The 19,050-nt window shown below is 69.8% G+C and carries 23 protein-coding genes; 19 read left to right on the top strand and 4 right to left on the bottom strand.

The window, feature by feature from the left end; all coding sequences use genetic code 11:
• Positions 1 to 2 precede the first annotated feature (2 nt).
• Positions 3 to 413: a nuclear transport factor 2 family protein gene (locus AB0D94_RS17930; protein ID WP_362052351.1), complete on the bottom strand. Its 411-nt coding sequence runs from the start codon at positions 411 to 413 to the stop codon at positions 3 to 5.
• A gap of 178 nt (positions 414 to 591) precedes the next feature.
• Here AB0D94_RS17930 and AB0D94_RS17925 point away from each other — a divergent pair, with 178 nt between their 5' ends.
• Positions 592 to 1,137, top strand: a complete 546-nt coding sequence (locus AB0D94_RS17925; RefSeq protein WP_362052349.1) for a TetR family transcriptional regulator — start codon at positions 592 to 594, stop codon at positions 1,135 to 1,137.
• A gap of 212 nt (positions 1,138 to 1,349) precedes the next feature.
• Here AB0D94_RS17925 and AB0D94_RS17920 read toward each other — a convergent pair whose 3' ends face one another.
• From AB0D94_RS17920 to AB0D94_RS17910, 3 genes are read right to left on the bottom strand one after another with little or no spacing between them, the layout of a single operon-like run.
• A complete protein-coding gene (locus AB0D94_RS17920; RefSeq protein ID WP_362052347.1) occupies positions 1,350 to 2,147 on the bottom strand; it encodes a 4'-phosphopantetheinyl transferase superfamily protein in 798 nt (265 codons plus the stop codon).
• A 4-nt stretch (positions 2,148 to 2,151) separates the two neighbouring features.
• Positions 2,152 to 2,400 carry an acyl-CoA carboxylase subunit epsilon gene (locus tag AB0D94_RS17915; protein ID WP_362052345.1) on the bottom strand — a complete coding sequence of 83 codons (249 nt, stop codon included), beginning with the start codon at positions 2,398 to 2,400 and terminating at the stop codon, positions 2,152 to 2,154.
• Entirely contained in the window at positions 2,397 to 3,956 is a 1,560-nt protein-coding gene (locus tag AB0D94_RS17910; RefSeq protein ID WP_362052343.1) for an acyl-CoA carboxylase subunit beta, read from the bottom strand. The genes AB0D94_RS17915 and AB0D94_RS17910 overlap by 4 nt, the downstream gene beginning before the upstream one ends.
• A gap of 428 nt (positions 3,957 to 4,384) precedes the next feature.
• On the opposite strand from AB0D94_RS17910, the gene AB0D94_RS17905 reads away from it, so the two are divergent.
• From AB0D94_RS17905 to AB0D94_RS17820, 18 genes are all read left to right on the top strand, one after another.
• A complete protein-coding gene (locus tag AB0D94_RS17905) occupies positions 4,385 to 5,143 on the top strand; it encodes an alpha/beta fold hydrolase (protein ID WP_362052341.1) in 759 nt (252 codons plus the stop codon).
• Between the two features lie 208 nt (positions 5,144 to 5,351).
• Complete coding sequence (locus tag AB0D94_RS17900; RefSeq protein ID WP_362052339.1) at positions 5,352 to 5,603, top strand: acyl carrier protein; 252 nt, start codon at positions 5,352 to 5,354, stop codon at positions 5,601 to 5,603.
• 40 nt (positions 5,604 to 5,643) lie between these two features.
• A complete protein-coding gene (locus AB0D94_RS17895) occupies positions 5,644 to 6,894 on the top strand; it encodes a beta-ketoacyl-[acyl-carrier-protein] synthase family protein (RefSeq protein ID WP_362052337.1) in 1,251 nt (416 codons plus the stop codon).
• Entirely contained in the window at positions 6,891 to 8,033 is a 1,143-nt protein-coding gene (locus tag AB0D94_RS17890; RefSeq protein WP_362052335.1) for a beta-ketoacyl synthase N-terminal-like domain-containing protein, read from the top strand. Before AB0D94_RS17895 ends, AB0D94_RS17890 begins: the two co-directional genes overlap by 4 nt.
• On the top strand, positions 8,030 to 8,986 hold the full coding sequence (locus AB0D94_RS17885) for a beta-ketoacyl synthase N-terminal-like domain-containing protein (protein ID WP_362052333.1): 957 nt from the start codon (positions 8,030 to 8,032) through the stop codon (positions 8,984 to 8,986). The genes AB0D94_RS17890 and AB0D94_RS17885 overlap by 4 nt, the downstream gene beginning before the upstream one ends.
• Positions 8,983 to 9,840 (top strand): alpha/beta hydrolase, encoded by an 858-nt coding sequence (locus AB0D94_RS17880; RefSeq protein ID WP_362052331.1) that lies wholly within the window; start codon positions 8,983 to 8,985, stop codon positions 9,838 to 9,840. The genes AB0D94_RS17885 and AB0D94_RS17880 overlap by 4 nt, the downstream gene beginning before the upstream one ends.
• Entirely contained in the window at positions 9,840 to 10,841 is a 1,002-nt protein-coding gene (locus AB0D94_RS17875) for a hypothetical protein (RefSeq protein ID WP_362052329.1), read from the top strand. The genes AB0D94_RS17880 and AB0D94_RS17875 overlap by 1 nt, the downstream gene beginning before the upstream one ends.
• 37 nt (positions 10,842 to 10,878) lie before the next feature.
• The gene (locus AB0D94_RS17870) at positions 10,879 to 11,979 is read left to right on the top strand and encodes a beta-ketoacyl synthase N-terminal-like domain-containing protein (RefSeq protein ID WP_362052327.1); all 1,101 of its coding nucleotides are present in this window, start codon (positions 10,879 to 10,881) and stop codon (positions 11,977 to 11,979) included.
• A 54-nt stretch (positions 11,980 to 12,033) separates the two neighbouring features.
• On the top strand, positions 12,034 to 12,309 hold the full coding sequence (locus tag AB0D94_RS17865) for an acyl carrier protein (protein ID WP_362052325.1): 276 nt from the start codon (positions 12,034 to 12,036) through the stop codon (positions 12,307 to 12,309).
• Positions 12,306 to 12,713 carry a hypothetical protein gene (locus AB0D94_RS17860; RefSeq protein WP_362052323.1) on the top strand — a complete coding sequence of 136 codons (408 nt, stop codon included), beginning with the start codon at positions 12,306 to 12,308 and terminating at the stop codon, positions 12,711 to 12,713. The genes AB0D94_RS17865 and AB0D94_RS17860 overlap by 4 nt, the downstream gene beginning before the upstream one ends.
• Positions 12,713 to 13,198: a beta-hydroxyacyl-ACP dehydratase gene (locus AB0D94_RS17855; RefSeq protein ID WP_362052321.1), complete on the top strand. Its 486-nt coding sequence runs from the start codon at positions 12,713 to 12,715 to the stop codon at positions 13,196 to 13,198. Before AB0D94_RS17860 ends, AB0D94_RS17855 begins: the two co-directional genes overlap by 1 nt.
• The gene (gene fabG / locus AB0D94_RS17850; RefSeq protein ID WP_362052319.1) at positions 13,195 to 13,944 is read left to right on the top strand and encodes a 3-oxoacyl-[acyl-carrier-protein] reductase; all 750 of its coding nucleotides are present in this window, start codon (positions 13,195 to 13,197) and stop codon (positions 13,942 to 13,944) included. Before AB0D94_RS17855 ends, fabG begins: the two co-directional genes overlap by 4 nt.
• Positions 13,945 to 13,992: 48 nt before the next feature.
• Complete coding sequence (locus AB0D94_RS17845; protein WP_362052317.1) at positions 13,993 to 14,709, top strand: DsbA family protein; 717 nt, start codon at positions 13,993 to 13,995, stop codon at positions 14,707 to 14,709.
• 14 nt (positions 14,710 to 14,723) lie between these two features.
• Positions 14,724 to 15,080, top strand: coding sequence for a hypothetical protein (locus AB0D94_RS17840; protein WP_362052315.1), 357 nt, complete (start codon positions 14,724 to 14,726; stop codon positions 15,078 to 15,080).
• A 1-nt stretch (position 15,081) separates the two neighbouring features.
• The gene (locus AB0D94_RS17835) at positions 15,082 to 15,489 is read left to right on the top strand and encodes a hypothetical protein (protein ID WP_362052313.1); all 408 of its coding nucleotides are present in this window, start codon (positions 15,082 to 15,084) and stop codon (positions 15,487 to 15,489) included.
• Entirely contained in the window at positions 15,489 to 15,887 is a 399-nt protein-coding gene (locus AB0D94_RS17830) for a hypothetical protein (RefSeq protein ID WP_362052311.1), read from the top strand. Before AB0D94_RS17835 ends, AB0D94_RS17830 begins: the two co-directional genes overlap by 1 nt.
• 149 nt (positions 15,888 to 16,036) lie before the next feature.
• A complete protein-coding gene (locus AB0D94_RS17825) occupies positions 16,037 to 17,713 on the top strand; it encodes an NAD(P)/FAD-dependent oxidoreductase (RefSeq protein ID WP_362052309.1) in 1,677 nt (558 codons plus the stop codon).
• 274 nt (positions 17,714 to 17,987) lie between these two features.
• On the top strand, positions 17,988 to 19,050 hold a 1,063-nt coding region (locus AB0D94_RS17820; RefSeq protein ID WP_362052307.1), incomplete at its 3' end, for an AMP-binding protein.

The following is a 19,050-nucleotide window of genomic DNA, read 5'->3' as shown; positions in this document are numbered from 1 at the left end:
TGCTACCCCTCGCGTCGTGGTTCGGGTGGGTCGATGGTCCGGGTGAGCTGGTCGGCCCGCCGCAGCAGGCCCTCCGGCGTGAACTCCCCGAACATGTGCACCTGAGTGGAGACCGGTCCGCTCTTGCGCATCCGGGCGTGGATGGTGAACCGGGTCGCGATCCGATTGCCGTCGGCCAGCGCTTCGTGGATCTCGATCCGGAAGCCGTTCAGGTTTCTGCGGACGGGACGGAGATGGGCGAGGAGCCGGTCCCAGTCGAGCCGTACGCCGTCCGCGGTCTGCACGATGTCCGGGGTGTAGTACCTCGCCATCAGTTCGGCGGGGTCCTCCTCGTCGCGGACGACCGCCTCGGTGAAGGAGGTGAAGAAGTCTGCGACGAACTGCTCGGGCGTCTTGGATTTCAGCGGTTCCATGAGTGCTCCGGCCGGGCGGGCAGGGCTGTACCCCACTACGATCGCTTACATAGCTGTAAGATATCCAGGCTCCTTACTTTTGACAAGGGTGTAAGAATTGACTGTCCCGGAGGTTCCCGGAGGGTCCTCGGCCCCCCAGCGACGTCGTCGGGCCGACGCCGAACGGAGCAGGGCCGCAGTGCTCGACGCCGCGATGCGGCTGCTCGCCGAGCGGCCGGACGCCGGTATGGCCGCGGTTGCCGCAGCGGCCGGCGTCACCCGCCAGACCGTATACGCGCACTTCGGCACACGCGACGAGCTGCTGGAGGCCGTGGCCGCCCACGTCACCCAGGAGGCCATGGCGGCGATGGACGCGGCGGATGTCGAGGAGGGTTCCGCCCTGGACGCGCTGTTGAGGCTGCAGGACATCGGCTGGCGGCTGTTCGAAAGGCATCCGGTGCTGCTCCAGCTCGGAGCCGCGCCTGTGAACGTCGAGGCCGACCGGGCACGGCACGAACCCGTCGCGGCCCGGCTGACGCGGTTGATCGAGAAGGGGCAGGCGGCAGGAGAGTTCGATCCCGGCGTGCCCGCCGCTTGGCTCGTGACCGCGGTGACCGCCCTAGGGCACGCCGCGGGCGACGAGGCGGGGTCAGGCCGCATGACGGTCGACGAGGCCGCAAGGTGCCTTCGTACCGCCACACTCGGCGTCCTGGGAGTACGGCCCGAGGGCGGTCGCACGCCCTAGTCCTGTGCCGCTGCCACCAGGATCAGGGAGCCGTGGCCGCAGCGGCCGGCCGGTTCGCCTCCAGGCTGCGGACGATGGGTCGGGTCATGAGCGACGCGACGGCGAAGAGCGCGGCCAGTCCCAGCCAGCCCAAGGGCCCCAGCAGTTGGCGCGAAATGGTCCTGCGCGTGCCCGGGTGGGTGCCGAGCTCCTCGGCGAGGGCGTCCTCCCGGTCAACCGTGATCGAGCGGGGCCCCGGCGGAGGGAGTGGGGGCCGGGTACAGGTGCACCGGGCCCGAGGCCTCGTCGCACCGGGCGACAGCGGTGGCGGCCGACCACGGTCCGGCCAGTGACAGGTCGGTCACCCGCCAGGTGCGCGGGGCACCGGGCAGGCCTGCCGTCACCTCGGCCGTCCCCGGGAGCTGAGGGTGCGTCTCGAGCGAGGAGAGATCGCTGGAGATCCCGATGCCGACGGCCTTCAGCGTGGCTTCCTTGCGGGTCCAGACCCGCAGGAACGCCGTCACCCGGTCCTCCCCGGGCGGGGCGGAGAGGACGAACTCCCGTTCCGAGGCGGTGAACACCACGGATGACAGGTCCTCGGCCGGCACCTTGCGCATCCGTTCGACGTCCACGCCGACGGGAGCCCCGGACACCGCGAGCAGCCCGAGCCCCGCCGTGTGCGAGATGCTGATCCACCACGGTGTGACGGGGCTCAGGAGCGTGGGCGGGCCGTGTTCGGGGTCGCCGCAGCAGGGGCAGTGCAGGCGCCCGAGTTCGACCGATCGCGGTGCGACCTCCAGAAGGAGGGAGAGCGTCCGGCGGACCGCCGCCCGGGAGGTGACGTACTCGGCCGCCCGGGTCCGGGAGCCGAACTGCTCCGTCCGCTCCCGCTCGGCGGGGTGGAGGAGGGCGAGGTCGGCGGGGTCCGCCGTACCGGGAATGGGCCACCACCACACGGCTGTTCCCCGGGCGGCGAGGGTGCTCCGAGGGCTGGTCCGGAGCGGAGCCGCGGTGGTCGGTGCGGTGGTCATCGGGTCATCTCCAGGTGTGCCGGGCCGGTCGTGCGGCCCAGGACTGTGCGGGGCCGTCCGCGGGCCGGGCCCAGTCGGCCCATCCGGCCCTGCCGGTGCGCGGTTCCGGACCGTCGTCCGCGGGCCGTGCCGAAGCGATCAGCACGGCTGTGACGGCGGCGAGTTCCTCCGGCGTCGGACGGCCGTGGACCACCGTGAGCAGGGTGGGCACCGGCGGCGTCCGGACGAGGGGGTGGTGGCCCGGGGCGCTCACGTCGGCGGGTTCCCGTGCTTGCGCACCGGAAGCGCCGCGTGCTTGGCCCGCAGCATGTCCAGTGCCCGGATCAGTGTCTCCCGGGTGAGCGCAGGGTCGATGACGTCGTCCACCAGGCCGCGTTCGGCGGCGTAGTAGGGGTGCATGAGTTCGCTGGCGTATTCCTTGACCAGCTGCTCGCGTACGGCCTCGGGGTCGTCGGCGGCGGCGATCTGGCGGCGGAAGACGACGTTGGCGGCGCCCTCCGCGCCCATGACGGCGATCTCGTTGGTGGGCCAGGCGTACGACAGGTCGGCGCCGATCGAGCGGGAGTCCATGACGATGTACGCACCGCCGTAGGCCTTGCGGAGGATCACCTGGACGCGGGGGACGGTGGCGTTGCAGTAGGCGTACAGGAGCTTGGCGCCGTGCCGGATGATGCCACCGTGCTCCTGGTCGACGCCGGGCAGGAACCCGGGGACGTCCACGAGGGTCACCAGCGGGATGTTGAACGCGTCGCAGAGCTGGACGAAGCGCGCGGCCTTCGTCGAGGAGTGGATGTCCAGTACGCCGGCGAGGGACTGCGGCTGGTTGGCCACGATGCCCACGACGTTGCCGCCGAGGCGGGCGAGCGTACACAGGACGCTCCCGGCCCAGCGTTCGTGGACCTCCATGTGCTCGCCGTCGTCGACGATCTCCTCGATGACCTTGCGCATGTCGTACGGCTGGTTGCCGTGGGAGGGCACCAGTTCGAGCAGTGCGTCACCGCGCCGCTCGGCCGGATCCGTGGAGTGGACCGCAGGGGGAGTCTCGCGGTTGTTGCAGGGGAGCAGGGACAACAGGTAACGGACTTCCGCCAGGCAGGTCTGCTCGTCGTCGTACGCGAAGTGCGCCACGCCCGAGACCTCCGCGTGCACGTCCGCGCCGCCCAGACCGTTCTGGGAGACCTTCTCCCCGGTCACGGTCTCGACCACGTCCGGGCCGGTGATGAACATCTGTGACGTCTCGCGGACCATGAAGACGAAGTCGGTGAGCGCCGGGGAGTACGCGGCGCCTCCCGCGCAGGGGCCGAGCATCACGCTGATCTGCGGGATGACGCCGGAGGCCCGGACATTGCGCTCGAAGATTCCGCCGTATCCGGCGAGCGCGGACACGCCCTCCTGGATCCGGGCGCCGGCGCCGTCGTTCAGCGACACCAGGGGGGCGCCCGCCTGGAGGGCCATGTCCATGATCTTGTGGATCTTCTGGGCGTGCGCCTCGCCCAGTGCACCCCCGAAGATGCGGAAGTCGTGCGCGAAGACGAAGACCGTCCGGCCGTGAACGGTGCCCCAGCCGGTGACCACTCCGTCCGTGTGGGGTCTGTTGCCCTCGAGCCCGAATCCGGTGGCACGGTGCCGCCGCAGGGATTCCACTTCGCAGAACGAGCCTTCGTCGAAGAGCAGGTCCAGGCGTTCGCGGACGGTGAGCTTGCCTTTGGCGTGCTGCCGTTCGGTGCCGGATTCACTGCCTCGTCTCACCGCGGATTGCAGCGTTCGCAGCTCGGTCACACGGTGTTGCGTCGTGGTGTTCGGTGGCATTGATCATCCCCCAGGAGGGCTAGTGGTGGAGCGGCGCCACGAAGGCCAAGGGCCGGGGCGGCCCGTGAACAACCCTGAGAAACGTACGACCAGCCGCCGGATGCTCAGCGGGAGTGGCCGATTGATGACAGTGGAAGGGGCCCATGAATCAGGGCCGGGCTCCAGCGGCCGGTCGGCATGACAATGTCCTGCCAGCTGTCACCATTCGGACTCCGGGCAGCGATGTGATTTCCCGCCATTGCCCCGGATGGCATCTTCCTGTAGGGCCGGTTGCGTCCGCCCGCGCCCTGGACCAGTAATGACGTCCGGAATGAGTTCCCGTGAAGACTCCGGCTCATCCCCGCTCCGGCGGCCGTCACCCCCGGACGTGCCGCCGGAGCAAGACTGCGCTCTCAGAACCAGAAAGGCAGACCGTGACACCGGAACCCATGCCCCTCGCGGTCGACAGTGCCGGTGCCCGGTGGTTCCGTCGCGCGGCCCGCCCCACCGCTCCGCGCCTGAGGCTGGTCTGCCTGCCGCACGCCGGAGGGGCGGCGAGCTTCTTCCATTCCTGGGCCGACGCCTTCGGGAGCGATGTGGAGGTCCTGTCCGCCCGGTACCCGGGCAGGCAGGACCGGATCGCCGAACCGTGCCTGGAGAGCATGGCCGACCTGGCGGACGCGGCGGTCGAAGCGCTGCGGCCGTTCCTGGACAGGCCCCTGGCACTGTTCGGCCACAGCATGGGTGCGTCACTCGCCTACGAAGTGGCCCTGCGGCTGGAGGACCGGTACGGCGTCCGGCCGCAGGGACTCTACGTCTCCAGCCGTGCGGCTCCGCACCGGGTCACACCTTCCGACGTCCATCTGCGGGGCGACGAGGCGATCATCGAGGAGGTCCGGGGCCTGGGCGGCTCGGACGCGGCGGTCCTGGACGACCCGGACCTGAGAGAGCTGGTGATGCCCGCGATCCGGTCGGACTTCCGGATCGTCGGCACGTACCGTGCGTCGTCACCGATTCCCGTGCAATGCCCGATTTTTGCCTACGTGGGCGACCGGGACCCGAATGTGGGGGCGGCGGACATGGAATCCTGGTCTGAGGTGGCTTCAGGAGGTTTCGCACTCCGAGTGCTGCCGGGTGACCATTTTTATCTCGTACCCCAGCAGGGCGAACTGCTCCGGGACCTCGAATCCCGGATGGCATCTTCCTGACGGTTGGAGAATCGGCGGCGAGGATCGCGCCATAGGTGACCTATTGTTTCCCGAGTGCGGTTCGGGAAGGCGATCGAGTTTCGAGCCTGATTGATAGCAAGCCGCGGAGCCATCTGCTCTGTACGGCCCACCGCCACTTCCACTCTTCCGGTTTTTGCCGCATGAGTGATCCGTGCGGAAAACTAGAACATCGAGAGGTTAAAACACCATGGCTTCTGTGACTGCCGAGCGTGCCGCGACGATCAAGGAGATCGTCTGCGAAATCCTTGAACTGGAAGAGGACGAGGTCACCGAGACCAGCCTTTTCCGTGAAGACCACGACGCCGACTCCCTCCGTGCGATCGAGATCCTGGCGTCGCTCGAGAAGGAATTCAAGCTGGTCATCGACCAGGCCGAGCTTGCTCGCATGGTGAACCTCAAGGGTGTCAACGAGGTCGTCGCCGAGTCCGCCGGCTGGTAGTTCCTGTCGCTGTCCAGGCCGAGACTGGTTGAGGAATCCGATGACGAATCTCGCAGGTAATGGTCCGAGCTCAACAGCTCATAGAGTGGTTCTGACCGGGTTTGGGGTCTTCTCAAGCATCGGAGTGGGAGCAGCTGAGTTCGCCGAAGGGCTGCGCTCGGGGCGGAGCGGCGCGAAACCGATCACCGCCTTCGACACCAACGGATTCGCCCACGCCAACGGGTGCGAGATCGTCGGTTTCGAGCCCGAGAAGTACATCCGCAACCTCGATGTGGACGAGCTCGGCAGGGCCAGCCAGTTCTCGGTAGCGGCAGCACGCATGGCCATCGAGGACGCCGGACTCGAGGAGGAGAGCCTCCGGGAGCAGCGGGGCTTGATCTCGATCGGTACGACCGACGGCGAGTCCTTCGACCTGGACCAGCTCGTCGAGAGCCAGATCCGGTTCGGGCCCGAGCAGATGGACTCCACCATCGCGCGCCGGGTCCGGGCCGGCCGGCTGTCAGCGGCGGTGGCCCATGAGCTGGGGCTGACCGATGTAGAAGCGGTGACGATCCCGACGGCGTGCGCGGCCGGGAACTACGCCATCGGCTACGGCTTCGACGCCGTACGTACGGGCGAAGTGGACTTCGCCCTGTGCGGCGGCGCCGACGCGATGTGCCGCAAGACCTTCGCCGGGTTCTACCGGCTGGGCACGATCGCCCCCGAGCTGTGCCAACCCTTCGACGCCGACCGCAAGGGCATACTCACCGGCGAGGGCGCCGGCGTCCTCGTCCTGGAGAGCCTGGAGTCGGCGCTGGCACGCGGCGCCCGGATCTACGCCGAGGTGCTCGGCTACGGGCTGAACTGCGACGCCTACCACCAGGTGGCGCCCAATCAGACGAGCGTCGCACGCTGCATGGAACTCGCCTTGGAGAACGCGGGCATCAAGCCCGAGGACGTCGACCTGATCTCGGCGCACGGCACCGGCACCAAGGCCAACGACATCACCGAGGCCCGCGCGATCCGTGAGGTGTACGGAGACGGTCCGCCGCGCACCATCTCGATCAAGTCGATGCTCGGGCACACCATGGGCGCCGCCAGTGCGCTCGCGGCGATCGCGTGCTCGCTCGCCATCGTGCACCGGTTCATTCCGCCCACCATCAACCACGTCACCACCGACCCGGAGTGCGAGGTGGACTGCGTCCCCAACGAGGCCGTGGAGGCCGATCTCCGGATCGTCCAGAACAACGGACTGGCCTTCGGCGGCAACAACGCGATCGTCATCCTCGGGAAATACGAGGGAGAGCGATGAGCCGCTGGCCGGTGACCGGCGTGGGCGCGGTGGCGAGCACGGGCGGTGACGTCGAGACGATCTTCAGCCAGTTGTGCTCGGGCCGGAGCGGGCTGGGCGAACTGCGGGGCTTCAACCGGGACTGGTACAACGCCCGGCACCTCTACGAGGTGGACAACCGCCCCGAACCCGGAGCCGACGTCGTGGGCCGGGCCACCGGTCTGCTGCTGGAGGCGGTGGGACAGGCCGCACGGGACGCCGGACTGGGCGAGGACCTGCGGGGCATCCCGGTGCTGGTGGGCACCGGGCTCCGGGAGCTGCGCTCCCTGGAACTGCACTCGCGCGACGGCCAGGAGTTCGACGCCTCGCGGATGCACTTCGGCACCGCCCTGCGCGAGCGCTTCGGGGCGGAGGACACCCACACCATCTCCAACGCCTGCTCGGCCTCTCTGTACGCCCTGGCACTCGGAGTGGACCTGCTGGAGTTCCAGGGCGCGGACACGGTGATCGTCGCCGGGGTGGACGTGATCACGGAGAGCATGTTCGGCCTGTCGGACCGGCTCCAGCTGGAACCGCCGGACCAGGTACGCCCGTTCGACCAGGAACGCAAGGGCACGGTCATGGGGGAGGGCGCGGCGGCGATCGTGCTGCGGCGCGAACCCCCCACGGACCCCGGCGCCTCACACGGCTGGGTCCGCGGCGTGAGCGTCAACTGCGACGCCTTCCACGCCACCGCACCCGATCCGCAGGGCATCGCGGCCGCGATCCGTGACGCGCACAGCAGGGCCGGGGTCAAGGCCGAGGACATCGAGCTCGTGATGGTGCACGGCACCGGCACCCAGCTCAACGACGCCGCGGAAGGCATCGCCCTGCACGAGGTGTACGGACCGCACATCGGGCGCCCGGTCATGACAGGCGTGAAGTCGATGACGGGACACACCTCGGGAGCATCCGGAGTGCTGAGCCTGATCGTGGCCCTGCAGTCGATGAGGGAAGGACGGATCCCACCCATCACCGGCCTGGACAACGTCGCCGACGAGGCGGCCGGGTTCAGGTTCGTCCGCGACGTGAGCGTGCCCGCCGACGTGCGGCTGGCGCAGATCGACGCGTTCGGCTTCGGCGGGATCAACGCGGTGGCAGTAGTGGAGGCGGCAGAGTGAACGCAGTGGTGACCGGAGTCGGCCTGGCCCTGCCGGGCGTCAGCTCGGCGGGAGACCTCCTGGGCGCCGTCAGCGCGGACTCCGCCGCCGTGGATCCGGCGGCGCGCATCGGCAAGAAGGGGCTGCGCTACAAGGACCGGGCCACCCAGCTGGCGCTGTGCTGCGCCGACGAAGCCCTGCGTGACGCCGGGCTGATCGGGGAGGACGGGCTGACCGTACCGGGAGAGACGATCGCAGTCCTGGTCGCCTCCAACTACGGCAACGTGGACACGGTCTGCTCCGTGGTGGAACTGATCGCCGCGGACGGCAGCACCCGTGGCATCAGCCCGATGGACACCCCGAACGCGTCCAGCAACGTGATCGCGTCCACGCTGGCCATCAAGCACGGCCTGCGCGGGCCGAACCTGATGATCTGCAACGGTCCGACCTCGGGGCTGGACGCCGTCCGCTGGGCCGACGCCCTGATCACCTCCGGCCGGGCCGGCCGGGCGCTGGTCCTCGGGGTGGAGCCCGACAACGAGATGGTCCGCGGACTGACGGGCGCGGACCGCGTCATCGACGGCGCCGCCGCTGTCGTCGTCGAGCACCCGGACCTCGCCCGGGCCCGGGGCGCCGAGCCGCGGGCCGAAGTGGGCCTGAGCGTACGGACCCCGAGCGTCCAGGCCTGCCTGGACAGCCTGGGCGGTGCGAGGCCGGACAGTGCGCCCGGCGCGTGGTTCACCCCGGGCGAAGGCCCGGGCGAAGCGCTCGGGGACCTCCTGCCGCAGGTCCGCCGCTACGACCTCTCCGACGTGTGGGGCGAGGCGTCGGCCGTACTGGGCGTCCTCCAGTGCGTCGGAGCGGTCGGCTGGTACGCGGGTGGCGGAACCGGACCGGTCTACGCTCTGGCCGGACGGACCGGTGACGACGCCACCGCGGGGCTGGCCCTCCTGGCGCCGGGCGCGGCTCGGTGAGCCCACTCGCGCCGGCGCCGGTGGCGCGCGGGGACCGGGGTGCGCGGGCCGGGAGCCCAGGGGCGCCGGCCGGACTGCCGAGCCCCCTGTACGTCCGGCACCGCCCGGCGGATGCCGCCCCCACCCTGCGCGGGTTGCTGCTGCACGGCCTGGCCGGCAGCGGCGCGGTGTGGGACGGGCTGTGGGAGAACACCCCCGCGGGCCTGGAGGCCTGGACGGCCGAGCTGCCCTGGCGTGCGGAGTACGTCTCCCAGTGGGGGCAGCAGGAACACGACGCCGAAGGCATCTCCGCCGCCCTGGACCAGGTGCCCGGCGGAGCGCAGCTGGTGATCGCCCATTCCTTCTCCGCCAACCTGCTGCTGGAGTTCCTCAGCGGGCAGGCCGCTCGGGGCGCCGACCCGATCGGGCAGTACGGGATCCGTGGCATCGTCCTGGTCTCGCCCTTCTACCGGCGGCTCGCCGGCGATTTCGAATGGGACGTGGCCGCCGGACTGCAGCAGAAGTTCCTCCACCTCATGGAGGAGGGGATCCGGAGCAGACCGGGCCGTCCGATCGACCCGGAACTCCGCCACCAGATGGCGAGGCGCGTGTGCGAGCGCGTCGGCCCGCACGGCTGGCTGAAGTTCTTCCAGACCTACCTGCGCACCCCCGGGCTGCGCACCGACCTGATCAAGGTGCCCTGCCTGGTCGTCACCGGGAGCCGGGACTTCGCGGCCGCGGAGAGCTCGACGCTGGCCACGGACCTCCCCGATGCCGAGCTCCGCGTGATCCCAGGGCAGGGCCACTACCCCATGGCCGAGGACCCGGCGCTCTTCTCCGCCTTGTTGGACGAATTCATCTCTAGGAGTATGTAATGCCCGGAACCGCGACGAAGACGCTGCTCAACGAGTCGACCACCGTAGTCCTCACCCCTGGCTACGAAGGTGCCAACATCGGCACCATCATCGGCTTCAAGCACGTCAACTACCTGGTCGAGAAGGCCGTCATCGAGCACTTCCGGCGCAGCGGCCTGCCGGTGGGGCGCCTCTACGAGGAGAACGGCCTCGGCTTCGACATCACGTACATCGACTCCCGGCTGCAGACCGCGCTGGTGGTCGACGACGAGGCGTCGATCGAGGTCAAGCCGGTGACCCAGGACGGCGCCTCGGAGCTCTCGTTCAAGGTCGTCATCACCGTGGAGCGCGACGGGGCGCCCAAGAAGGCCGTGACCTCGAAGGTCCGCGCCGTACTGCGGTACGACGAGAACGACACGCGCATGCTGCGCAGGCTGCCCGTTCCCGCCGGCCTCGAGCCCTTCGTGACCGCGGCCATCGGAGGCGCGGAGCCCGGCGCGGCCGTGCCCGCCCTGGGGGAGCCCCTGGTCTCCGGCGGGTCCACCGACTCGGACCCGGTGCTGGACCAGCTGCTGGCCGGCGAGAACGCGTACGGCTGGAAGTTCCGCATCCCCTACCCGTTCGTGCACTTCTTCGACCGGCTCCAGATGTCCGGCTACCTGCGGCTCATGGAGGAGGCCAAGCACCGCTTCGTGGACGCCCGCGGCATCTCGATCCGCAAGCTGCTGGCCGAGACCAACTGGATTCCCGCGGTGACGCATTCCCAGGTGACGCTGCTCGACGAGGCGCTGCTGGAGGAGGACCTCTACGTCGTCTACACCGTGGACAACATCTTCAAGAACCTCCTCTACACCTCCCGGCTGGACTGCTACGTGGTGCGTGACGGAAAGCTGGTGCAGACCGCCACCGGTTCGATCACCCACGCCTACGGAGTCGTCGAGAACGGGCGCGAGGGGCGCCTCGTCACCTTTGACGACCGTGTCCTGCGCGCCTTCAACAACGAGACAGAGCCCGGCGCCTGACCGGTCGCCAGACCACGAGACGTCGGAGGATTCGGCTGTGAGCAGAGGGGTGACCGCGGTGCGCGGTCCGGTGATTACCGGTTGGTCGGCGGTGTCGCCGTTCGGCATCGGCCGCGAGGCCTTCGTCGAGGGTGCGCGGTCGGGGCGGCCGACGGCGGTGGCGCCGGATCCCACGGAATGGACGGGGCCCGACGAACAGGTCTGCCTGGTACCGGGGTTCGTCATCAAGGACGTGCTGGGCCGCAAGGGCACCCGGTCCATGGACCGGGTGACCGGCCTGGCCGTCACCACGGTGCGCGAACTGATCTCCGAGGCGGCCGGCGACGGCGCCGTCGAGAGCGGCGCGGACGTGGGGCTCGTCATCGGCACGACGACCGGCAGCGCCGAGAGCATGATGAACATCACTCGGGACACCCTCGTCCACGAGAAGCCCTTCTACATCGACCCCTCGCACATCCCCAACGCCATCATGAACTGCGCCGCGGGTCAGTGCGCCATCTGGTACGGGCTGAAGGGGCCGAACACCACGGTCGCAGCCGGACGTGCTTCGGGTCTGCTGGCGCTCAACTACGCGCGCCGGCTCCTGGCATCGGGCCGTGCCCGGACCGTGCTGTGCGGTGCGGTGGAGGAGTACTCCTCGTCCCGTTCCTGGCTGGACTGGCACACCCGGTCCGAGGACGAGGCGGACACGGTCCTCGGCGAGGGATGCGCCGTACTGCGGCTCCGGCCGGCGGACGCCGTCGCGGAGGGCGAGGCCCTGGCCGAGGTCGTGACCGTCGAACCGGGCATCGTGGGTCCGGCGGGCGTGGCGCAGTCGCTGGCCGCATGCGTCACCCGGGCGCTGAGCCGGACCGGGTCCGACCGCGGGGACGTGTGGGCGGTGTCCCCCTCGAACCCGCCGGGGACCGCGGGCGAGCAGGAGCGGGAAGGGCTGGAGAGCGTCTTCGGCAGCCTGAGCCCTCGGTACGTACCGTCCCCGGCCCAGATCGGCGACACCGCAGCGGCCACCGCCGCGTTCCAGATGGTGTCCGTACTGACCGCCGCCCAGGACGACCCCCGGGCCGCGGGGCGCCTTGCGGCCCTCACCTCGGTCGACCGGGACGGTGTCCTGGCCTGCGCGATCCTGCGCCTGCGCTGACCCCGTCATCCGTTCTCCGGCCTGCCACGAACCGTCCTCACGAAAGGATCTGCCATGTCCATCAGCGAACTTGAGCACGTCTCCCCAGAAGTCCTGGACAAGGAGGAACTGCGCGCCACCGTCGCCGAGATCCTCGACGTAGAAGCGGAGGACGTCTCCGATGACGCCCACTTCCTCGAGGACCTGGAGGTGGACTCGCTGATGGCCCTCGAGGTGGTCGTCGTGCTGGAGAAGAAGTACGGCGTCAAGTTCTCCGAGGCGGAGCTGCGTGACGTCGTCACCCTCCAGCGTGCGCACGGCCTGCTGGCCGAGAAGCTGCTGGCGTCGTGACGTCGCTCCACCACAACAGTCCGGTCCGCGCGGTGATCCGGGTACTCCGGCCCGCGCGGGCCGACGGCGGGGAGGGCGTACTGCGGTCGAGCGCCGAGACGCTGATCAGCGCCGAGGAGCCGGTGTTCGCGGGGCACTACCCGGACTTCCCGATCTTCCCCGGCGTGTGCGTCGTCGAATGCGTCCACCGGGCCGCCCGTGCCACGGCTCCGACGGCCGGGCTGAGCCTGGCCGCCCTGGAGTCCGCGCGCTTCGTCGGAGCCGTCTTCCCCGGTGACACGCTCACGGTCGACCTGCAGTGGAAGGCCCAGGAGGGCGGCTGGACCGCCCTCGGTGAGGCGTACACCGTCCGGGGGACCGCCGCGAAGGTCCGCCTGCGCTACCGAGCCGGAGGCAACGGGTGATGAACGCCGCGGAGATCAAGCGGATGCTGCCCCACAGGTACCCCATGCTCCTGGTGGACCGGGTGCTGGAGCTGGTGCCGGGCGAGAGCCTGCGCGCGGTCAAGGCGATCACGTGCAACGAGCCGTGGTACCAGCACGTGGGGGACGACGCCGCCGAGGAGGAGTTCGCCTACCCGCAGACCCTGCTGGTCGAGTCCTGGGGCCAGGCCGCGGGACTGCTCGCCGTGCACGCCGGATCGCGGGAGGCGGACCTCGCCGGCCAGGTCATGCTGGCCGGTGCCATGTCCGGTGTGGAGTTCCACCGGGCCGTCTACCCCGGGGACGTCCTGGAGCACCGGGTCCGGGTCTTCCGGGCACTGACCGACACCGTCGTCTTCGATGGCGAGAGCCTCGTGGACGGCCAGGTCGCCATGACGTTCTCGCGCATGGTGATGGCATTCCGGCCGGGCGAACAGCTCCGGCCGAGGGAGGAACAGCAAGCGTGACCGACAACAGCGCAACCAAAGTGGCCCTGATCAGCGGCGGGTCCCGGGGCATCGGACGGGCGACCGCCCTCCGGCTGGCCCGGGACGGCTTCCACGTGGGCTTCTGCTACCAGTCCAACGAGCAGGCGGCGAAGGAACTGGCGCAGGAGATCGCGGAGCTGGGCGTCAAGGCCCAGGCGGTACGGGCGGACGTCTCCGACGGTGATTCGGTGCGCCGGTTCGTGGCCGAGACCGAGAACGAGCTGGGCCCGATCGACGTCGCGGTGACCTCAGCCGGCATCACCAAGGACAACGCCCTGCTGATGATGCCGGACGCCGACTGGCACCAGGTCATCGACGTGAATCTGAGCGGCGTCTTCAACGTGTGCCGGTCGGTGATCTTCGAGATGATGAAGCGCAAGTCCGGTTCCATCGTGAACATCTCGTCCGTGGCCGGTGTGTACGGGAACGCCACTCAGACCAACTACGCGGCGTCCAAGGCCGGAATCATCGGGTTCTCCCGTTCACTGGCGAAGGAAGTCGGCCGGTACGGCATCCGGGCCAATGTGGTGGCACCGGGCTTCATCGAGACCGACATGACGGCCGACCTCAGCGAGAAGGTCAAGAAGCAGGCCATGCAGTCGATTCCGCTCAGGCGCCTCGGCCGTGCCGAAGAGGTCGCCGACCTGGTCTCGTACCTCTCGTCCGACCGTGCCTCCTACATCACGGGCGCCGTGCTCCAGATCGACGGCGGAATCATCATCTAGCTGGCGCCCCTTCCCACCCTCCTCCCCCGACGAGTCGGAGTTGTTCCCATGGCCAAGAAGAAGAAGCAGCCGCGCTGGTACTTTTCCCTGCGCAGCCCGTACTCCTGGTTCGCCTACCGGGAACTGACCGAGCACTACGCCGATGTGGCCGACGCCATTGAGTGGATCCCCTTCTGGGAGCCCGACGAGATCACTCAGGGGATGCTGGACGAGGCAGACGTCGAACTGCCCATCGTCGCCATGTCGCGGGCCAAGGGCTTCTACATCCTCCAGGACACGGCACGGCTCTCCAAGGCCCGGGGCCTGGCGATGACCTGGCCCATCGACAAGGACCCCAACTGGGAGATCTCCCACCTGGCCTACCTCGTGGCAGAACGGGAGGGCAAGGGCCGGGAGTTCATCGACCTCGCCTACCGGGCCCGCTGGGAGGAGGGCCGGGACATCACCAAGCGGGAGACCATGGCTGAGATCGCCGGCGTCCTGGGGCTGGACCCCGAGCTGTTGGCCGGCGCCTCCGACGACCCGGACGTGCGCAAGCTGGGTCTGGAGTGCCTGGTCTCCTCCTACCAGGACGGCCTGTTCGGGGTTCCGTTCTTCGTGCACGGCAGGGACAAGTTCTGGGGTGCCGACCGCCTCAGGCCCTTCGTCGCCGCTCACCGGGGGCAGCCCGTGGAGGAAGTGGAGAAGGGCTGGCAGGACCACGTCGAGCTGCCCCTCTTCTCCGCTGCGGCGGGCGACACCGGCCACGCCGGCGGCTGCGGCTGACGCGGACGGCTGTGATGAGCGACGAGGGAAGCGAGTACCTCCCGGCCACGTCCCAACTCCTGGTGGAGACCAAGGGGCCGTGGTCCGGGCCGGGCTGCGCGGGATTCCTGCGCGATGCCCGTGAGCTGGCACGTAGCGGCCACCGCGTGCGGCTGCTGTTCATCCAGGACGGTGTCTCGGCGGCGGTGGCGGGTTCGCTTCGCGAGACCGCCTCGGCGGCCGAGGCCGGCTGCGAGATCTGGGTGGACCGGTTCTCGCTCGCCCAGCGCGGACTCGACGAGTCCGGCCTCCTGCCGGGGGCGAGGGCCGTGGAGATGGCGGAGGTGGCGGCCTGTGTGCTGGAGCCGGACGTGAGGGTGGTGTGGCACTGACATGGCGACCAAGGTCCCGGCCGCGGACGTGCTGATGACGTTGATGGGCTCCCCCTACGAGAGCGACATCGTCACCAGCGTCCTGCGGCTCTCCCAGTCCTTGCTCGAAAGCGGAGCGAAGGTCCACGTATGGGCCTGCGGATACGCGACCATGCTGACGCAACAGGGCCTCGGGGACAGCAAACCGCGCAACCTGGCCGCATGGTCCACGGAGTACCCCTCGACGGTCACCGTCATCCAGGAGATGCTCCGCGCCTTCCCCGAGCAGTTCCACTGGTACGCCTGCCGCTTCTGCAGCGACGACCGGGGCGCGGTGGCGCACATCCCCGAGGTCCCGCTGCGCGCGCCGACCAAGTTCGCCGAGCACGTCGCGGCCGCGGGCAAGACCCTGTACCTGGGAGTGATGTGATGGAGGCCGGGACCCAGCGCGCGCTCGCGATCATCGAGCGCGGCTATCGGGGCGCTGTGGAGACCCAGTTCTCCGACGAGCTGTACTGCGCCTTCCTCTTCCACCGCCACCTCGGTGGACTCGACGTGCTGCTGCGCGGGTCAGCCGTCACGTACGCGGCTCGAGCGGGCCGGACCCCGCACCTTCGCCTGGGGAACCGCGACCTCACCACCCTGAACGAACCGCGCCAGGGTCTGGGCGTCCTGCTCGACTCCGGGGTGGGGGTCTGGGCCGAGGAATCGGACCTGAGGCTTCACGGGCTGACCGGGGAGGAGAGCCTGCTGGCGGGTGTGCGCACCGCCGCGGCGGGCTCGACGGCACTCCGGTGGGCCGGATACCGCGCCGTCTTCTACCTGTAGGCGGACAGCGCTGGCACCTTCCGGTCATCCGTACCCGTCGCGAGGGGTGCGCGCTGGCACGGTGTCAGCACGCGCGGTCCCTTTGTCTTCGCGATGTCCCCATCGCGCATTCGCGTGGGTTGGATCACTGGAAGGGTGGAATCGCTGGTATGTCGGCTCAGGATGAGTGGGATGCCGTTGTCGTCGGCTCGGGACTGGGCGGGCTGGTGTGCGCGGCCTACCTGGCGGCGGGCGGGCGCCGGGTACTGGTCGTGGAACAGCATGACGTCGCCGGCGGCAACAGCCACGTGTTCCGGCGTCGTCGCGCCTACGAGTTCGACGTGGGGGTCCACTACCTCGGAGACTGCGGCCCCGACGGGGTCCTGCCCGCGATCTTCAGCGGGCTCGGCCTCAAGGACCGGGTCACCTACCGGGAGATGGACCAGTCCGGATTCGACCGGATCGTCACTCCGGGTGTCACGATGGACATGCCGGCCGGCTGGCCGCAGTACCGGCAGCGCCTGAAGGAGGCCCTGCCCGGCGACGCGGCGGGCATCGACCGGTTCATCGACATCTGCGCCGGTCTGGGCGAGGAGATGCGCTCGGCGCTCCTGTCGGCGGAGAACCTGACGATCACCGAGCTGGTGGCCCGTACGCCGAACACGGTGACGTGGGGACGCCGCACCCTGTCCGACCTCTTCGACCACTGCGGACTGTCCACGCAGGCACGGACCATCCTGGCCGCCCAGTCGCCGAACTACGGTATGGGCCCCGACCAGGCCAGCGTCTCGATGCACGCCACGGTCACCGACCACTACGTCCGCGGGGCCTACTACCCCGAGGGCGGCGGTCAGATGCTGGCGGCCTCGCTGGTGGAGGTCCTGGAGTCGCACGGCGGGGAGCTTCTCACCAAGAGCAAGGTGGAACGCATCCTCGTCGAGGACGGAAAGGTCACCGGGGTCGGCCTGGAGGGCGGCCGACTGATCAAGTCCGACCTCGTCGTGTCCAACGCGGACTACCGCAGGACGGTCCTCGACCTGGTCGGGGAAGAGCACTTCCCCCGCCGTCTGGTGTCCAAGACGCGGGACGCCACGATGGGTCTCCCCTTCGCCACGCTCTACATCGCCTTGGACACGGAGCTGCCCAGCCGCCCCAACGCGAACCTGTGGTGGTACCGGGACAACGACATCGACGGCTACTACAAGCGGCTGGCCGACGGCGACCTCGACCCGGTGCCGTTCCTCTTCATGTCCTTCGCCTCCCTCAAGGACCCCGGCTCGCGCAACGTCTGCCCGCCGGGACACAGCAACTTCCAGGTGATGACCCTGTGCCCGCCGAGCTACGACCGCTGGGGCGTCGAGGAGGGGCCCGCCTCCGGTGAGCCGTACCGGCGCAAGGGCGTGTACCGGGAGCGGAAGGCCCAGTTGACCGAGGCGATGCTGAACGCCGCGGAGGAGGCCATCGGGCCGTTCCGCAAGCACATCGTCCACCTGGAGGCGGCCACACCGCTGACCCACGAGCGGTACACCCTCTCCACCGGAGGAACCCCGTTCGGCCTGGCGGAATGGGGAACGGGCGGAAGCCGGCCGGACACCCGCACCTCGGTGGAGGGCCTGTACGTCGTGGGCGCCAACACCCGGTACGGCAGCGGGATCACCGGCGTGGCCGTCGGAGGCATCGCCTGCGCGGGGCAGATCCTCGACCGGCGCCTGATGAACGAGGTCCACACGGGGTCCGTCGTGGCGGACTCCAGCCTGCTGCCCGAACGGCCCGAGGGCTGGGACCCGCTCGCGGTGTCCCGCGGCACCGCACGTCGCAATGCGCGCGGTCTCGCCAGGATCCGCTGACCGGAGCAACACCCACGGCTCGCGGCGGCGGCTTCCTTCCGCTGTCCGCGAGCAGCCGGTTCCGGCGTGCCGCCGGCCGGAGCCAGCAGGAGGAGCTGGCAGTTTCATGCAGCTCCAGCCCTTCGAAGGCCGCTTCGGGTGAAACTGGAACAGTGCGCTGCGGAGGTCGAGCCCGCCGCACGACACGATCGCGGCCACCTGCGTTGCCCTCCGGGTCTGCCGCTGCCAGTTCTGCACCGTCCCGGATGAATGCCTCCAGCGAAGGTCCCCAGTCATGTCTGATTCACGAGGTCACCACTCCCTGATGCTGGACTCCGACGAGCTGAACCGCACCCTGCCGGACCTCTTCGAGGCGCAGGTGGAGCGGGGTCCGGACGACATCGCGGTGGTGTGCCGCGGAGAATCGGTCTCGTACGCGGAGCTGAACGCGCGGGCGAACCGGGTGGCGCGGTTCCTCATCTCCCGCGGGGCGGGACCCGAGGGGATCGTGGCCGTGTCCCTGCCGCGCTCGGTCGACTGGGTGGCCGCCGTGCTGGGGATCTGGAAGGCCGGCGCGGCCTACCTGCCGGTCGATCCGGAGTACCCGGCGGATCGCGTGGCGTACATGCTGGAGGATTCGGCCCCGGTACTGACCCTCGTTGCCGTGCCGGAGGAGGAACTGGCCTCCCTGCCCAAGCAGAACGTGTCCGACGGGGAGCGCGTCGCACCACTGGACGTCCGGCACCCCGCCTACGTGATCTACACGTCCGGGTCCACGGGACGCCCCAAGGGCGTCGTCGTGGCGCAACGGGCCGCGGTGAACATGGCGGCGGTGCACATCGAGCACCTGGAGATCGGTGCCGGTGCCCGAGTGCTGCAGGCGGTGTCGCCCAACTTCGACCCGTCGCTCGGCGACCTGCTGATGACCCTGCTGTCGGGCGGCACCCTCGTGCTGCCTCGCGGCCAGGTCGTCGGCGATGAACTGGCGGCGCTGCTGGAGTCCGCGGCGATCACGCACGTGATGCTGCCCGCACCCGTGCTGGCGACCGTGCCGCTCGCCGAGGGCGGGCTGCCGTCGCTGGAGTGCGTGGTGACCGGGGGCGAAGCCTGTTCCCCCGAGCTCGTGGCCCGGTGGTCGGCCGGCCGCCGACTGGTCAACGCCTACGGCCCCACCGAGGCCGCGGTCGCGTCGACCCTGAGCGGTGCACTGGTTCCGGACGGCGGAGCAGCCCCGATCGGGGCTCCGGTGGCCAATACCCGTGCGTATGTGCTGGATTCGTCGTTGCGGCCGGTGGGGCCGGGTGTGGCGGGGGATCTGTATCTGGCGGGTGTGCAGTTGGCGCGGGGTTATCTGCGTC

Origin of the sequence: Streptomyces sp. NPDC048255 (genome assembly GCF_040652415.1) — a bacterium.
Classification (GTDB): domain Bacteria; phylum Actinomycetota; class Actinomycetes; order Streptomycetales; family Streptomycetaceae; genus Streptomyces.
This window is presented reverse-complemented; position numbering and strand designations above follow the sequence as displayed.

Excerpts from the sequence above, each read along its gene's own strand:
- AB0D94_RS17830 (WP_362052311.1), top strand. The coding sequence starts at position 15,489 with ATGGAGGCCGGGACCCAGCGCGCGCTCGCGATCATCGAGCGCGGCTAT.
- AB0D94_RS17845 (WP_362052317.1), top strand. The coding sequence starts at position 13,993 with ATGGCCAAGAAGAAGAAGCAGCCGCGCTGGTACTTTTCCCTGCGCAGC.
- AB0D94_RS17890 (WP_362052335.1), top strand. The coding sequence starts at position 6,891 with ATGAGCCGCTGGCCGGTGACCGGCGTGGGCGCGGTGGCGAGCACGGGC.
- AB0D94_RS17875 (WP_362052329.1), top strand. The coding sequence starts at position 9,840 with ATGCCCGGAACCGCGACGAAGACGCTGCTCAACGAGTCGACCACCGTA.
- AB0D94_RS17840 (WP_362052315.1), top strand. The coding sequence starts at position 14,724 with ATGAGCGACGAGGGAAGCGAGTACCTCCCGGCCACGTCCCAACTCCTG.
- AB0D94_RS17930 (WP_362052351.1), bottom strand. The coding sequence starts at position 413 with ATGGAACCGCTGAAATCCAAGACGCCCGAGCAGTTCGTCGCAGACTTC.
- AB0D94_RS17920 (WP_362052347.1), bottom strand. The coding sequence starts at position 2,147 with ATGACCACCGCACCGACCACCGCGGCTCCGCTCCGGACCAGCCCTCGG.
- AB0D94_RS17910 (WP_362052343.1), bottom strand. The coding sequence starts at position 3,956 with ATGCCACCGAACACCACGACGCAACACCGTGTGACCGAGCTGCGAACG.
- AB0D94_RS17835 (WP_362052313.1), top strand. The coding sequence starts at position 15,082 with ATGGCGACCAAGGTCCCGGCCGCGGACGTGCTGATGACGTTGATGGGC.
- AB0D94_RS17865 (WP_362052325.1), top strand. The coding sequence starts at position 12,034 with ATGTCCATCAGCGAACTTGAGCACGTCTCCCCAGAAGTCCTGGACAAG.
- AB0D94_RS17900 (WP_362052339.1), top strand. The coding sequence starts at position 5,352 with ATGGCTTCTGTGACTGCCGAGCGTGCCGCGACGATCAAGGAGATCGTC.
- AB0D94_RS17825 (WP_362052309.1), top strand. The coding sequence starts at position 16,037 with ATGTCGGCTCAGGATGAGTGGGATGCCGTTGTCGTCGGCTCGGGACTG.
- AB0D94_RS17855 (WP_362052321.1), top strand. The coding sequence starts at position 12,713 with ATGAACGCCGCGGAGATCAAGCGGATGCTGCCCCACAGGTACCCCATG.
- AB0D94_RS17905 (WP_362052341.1), top strand. The coding sequence starts at position 4,385 with ATGCCCCTCGCGGTCGACAGTGCCGGTGCCCGGTGGTTCCGTCGCGCG.
- AB0D94_RS17895 (WP_362052337.1), top strand. The coding sequence starts at position 5,644 with ATGACGAATCTCGCAGGTAATGGTCCGAGCTCAACAGCTCATAGAGTG.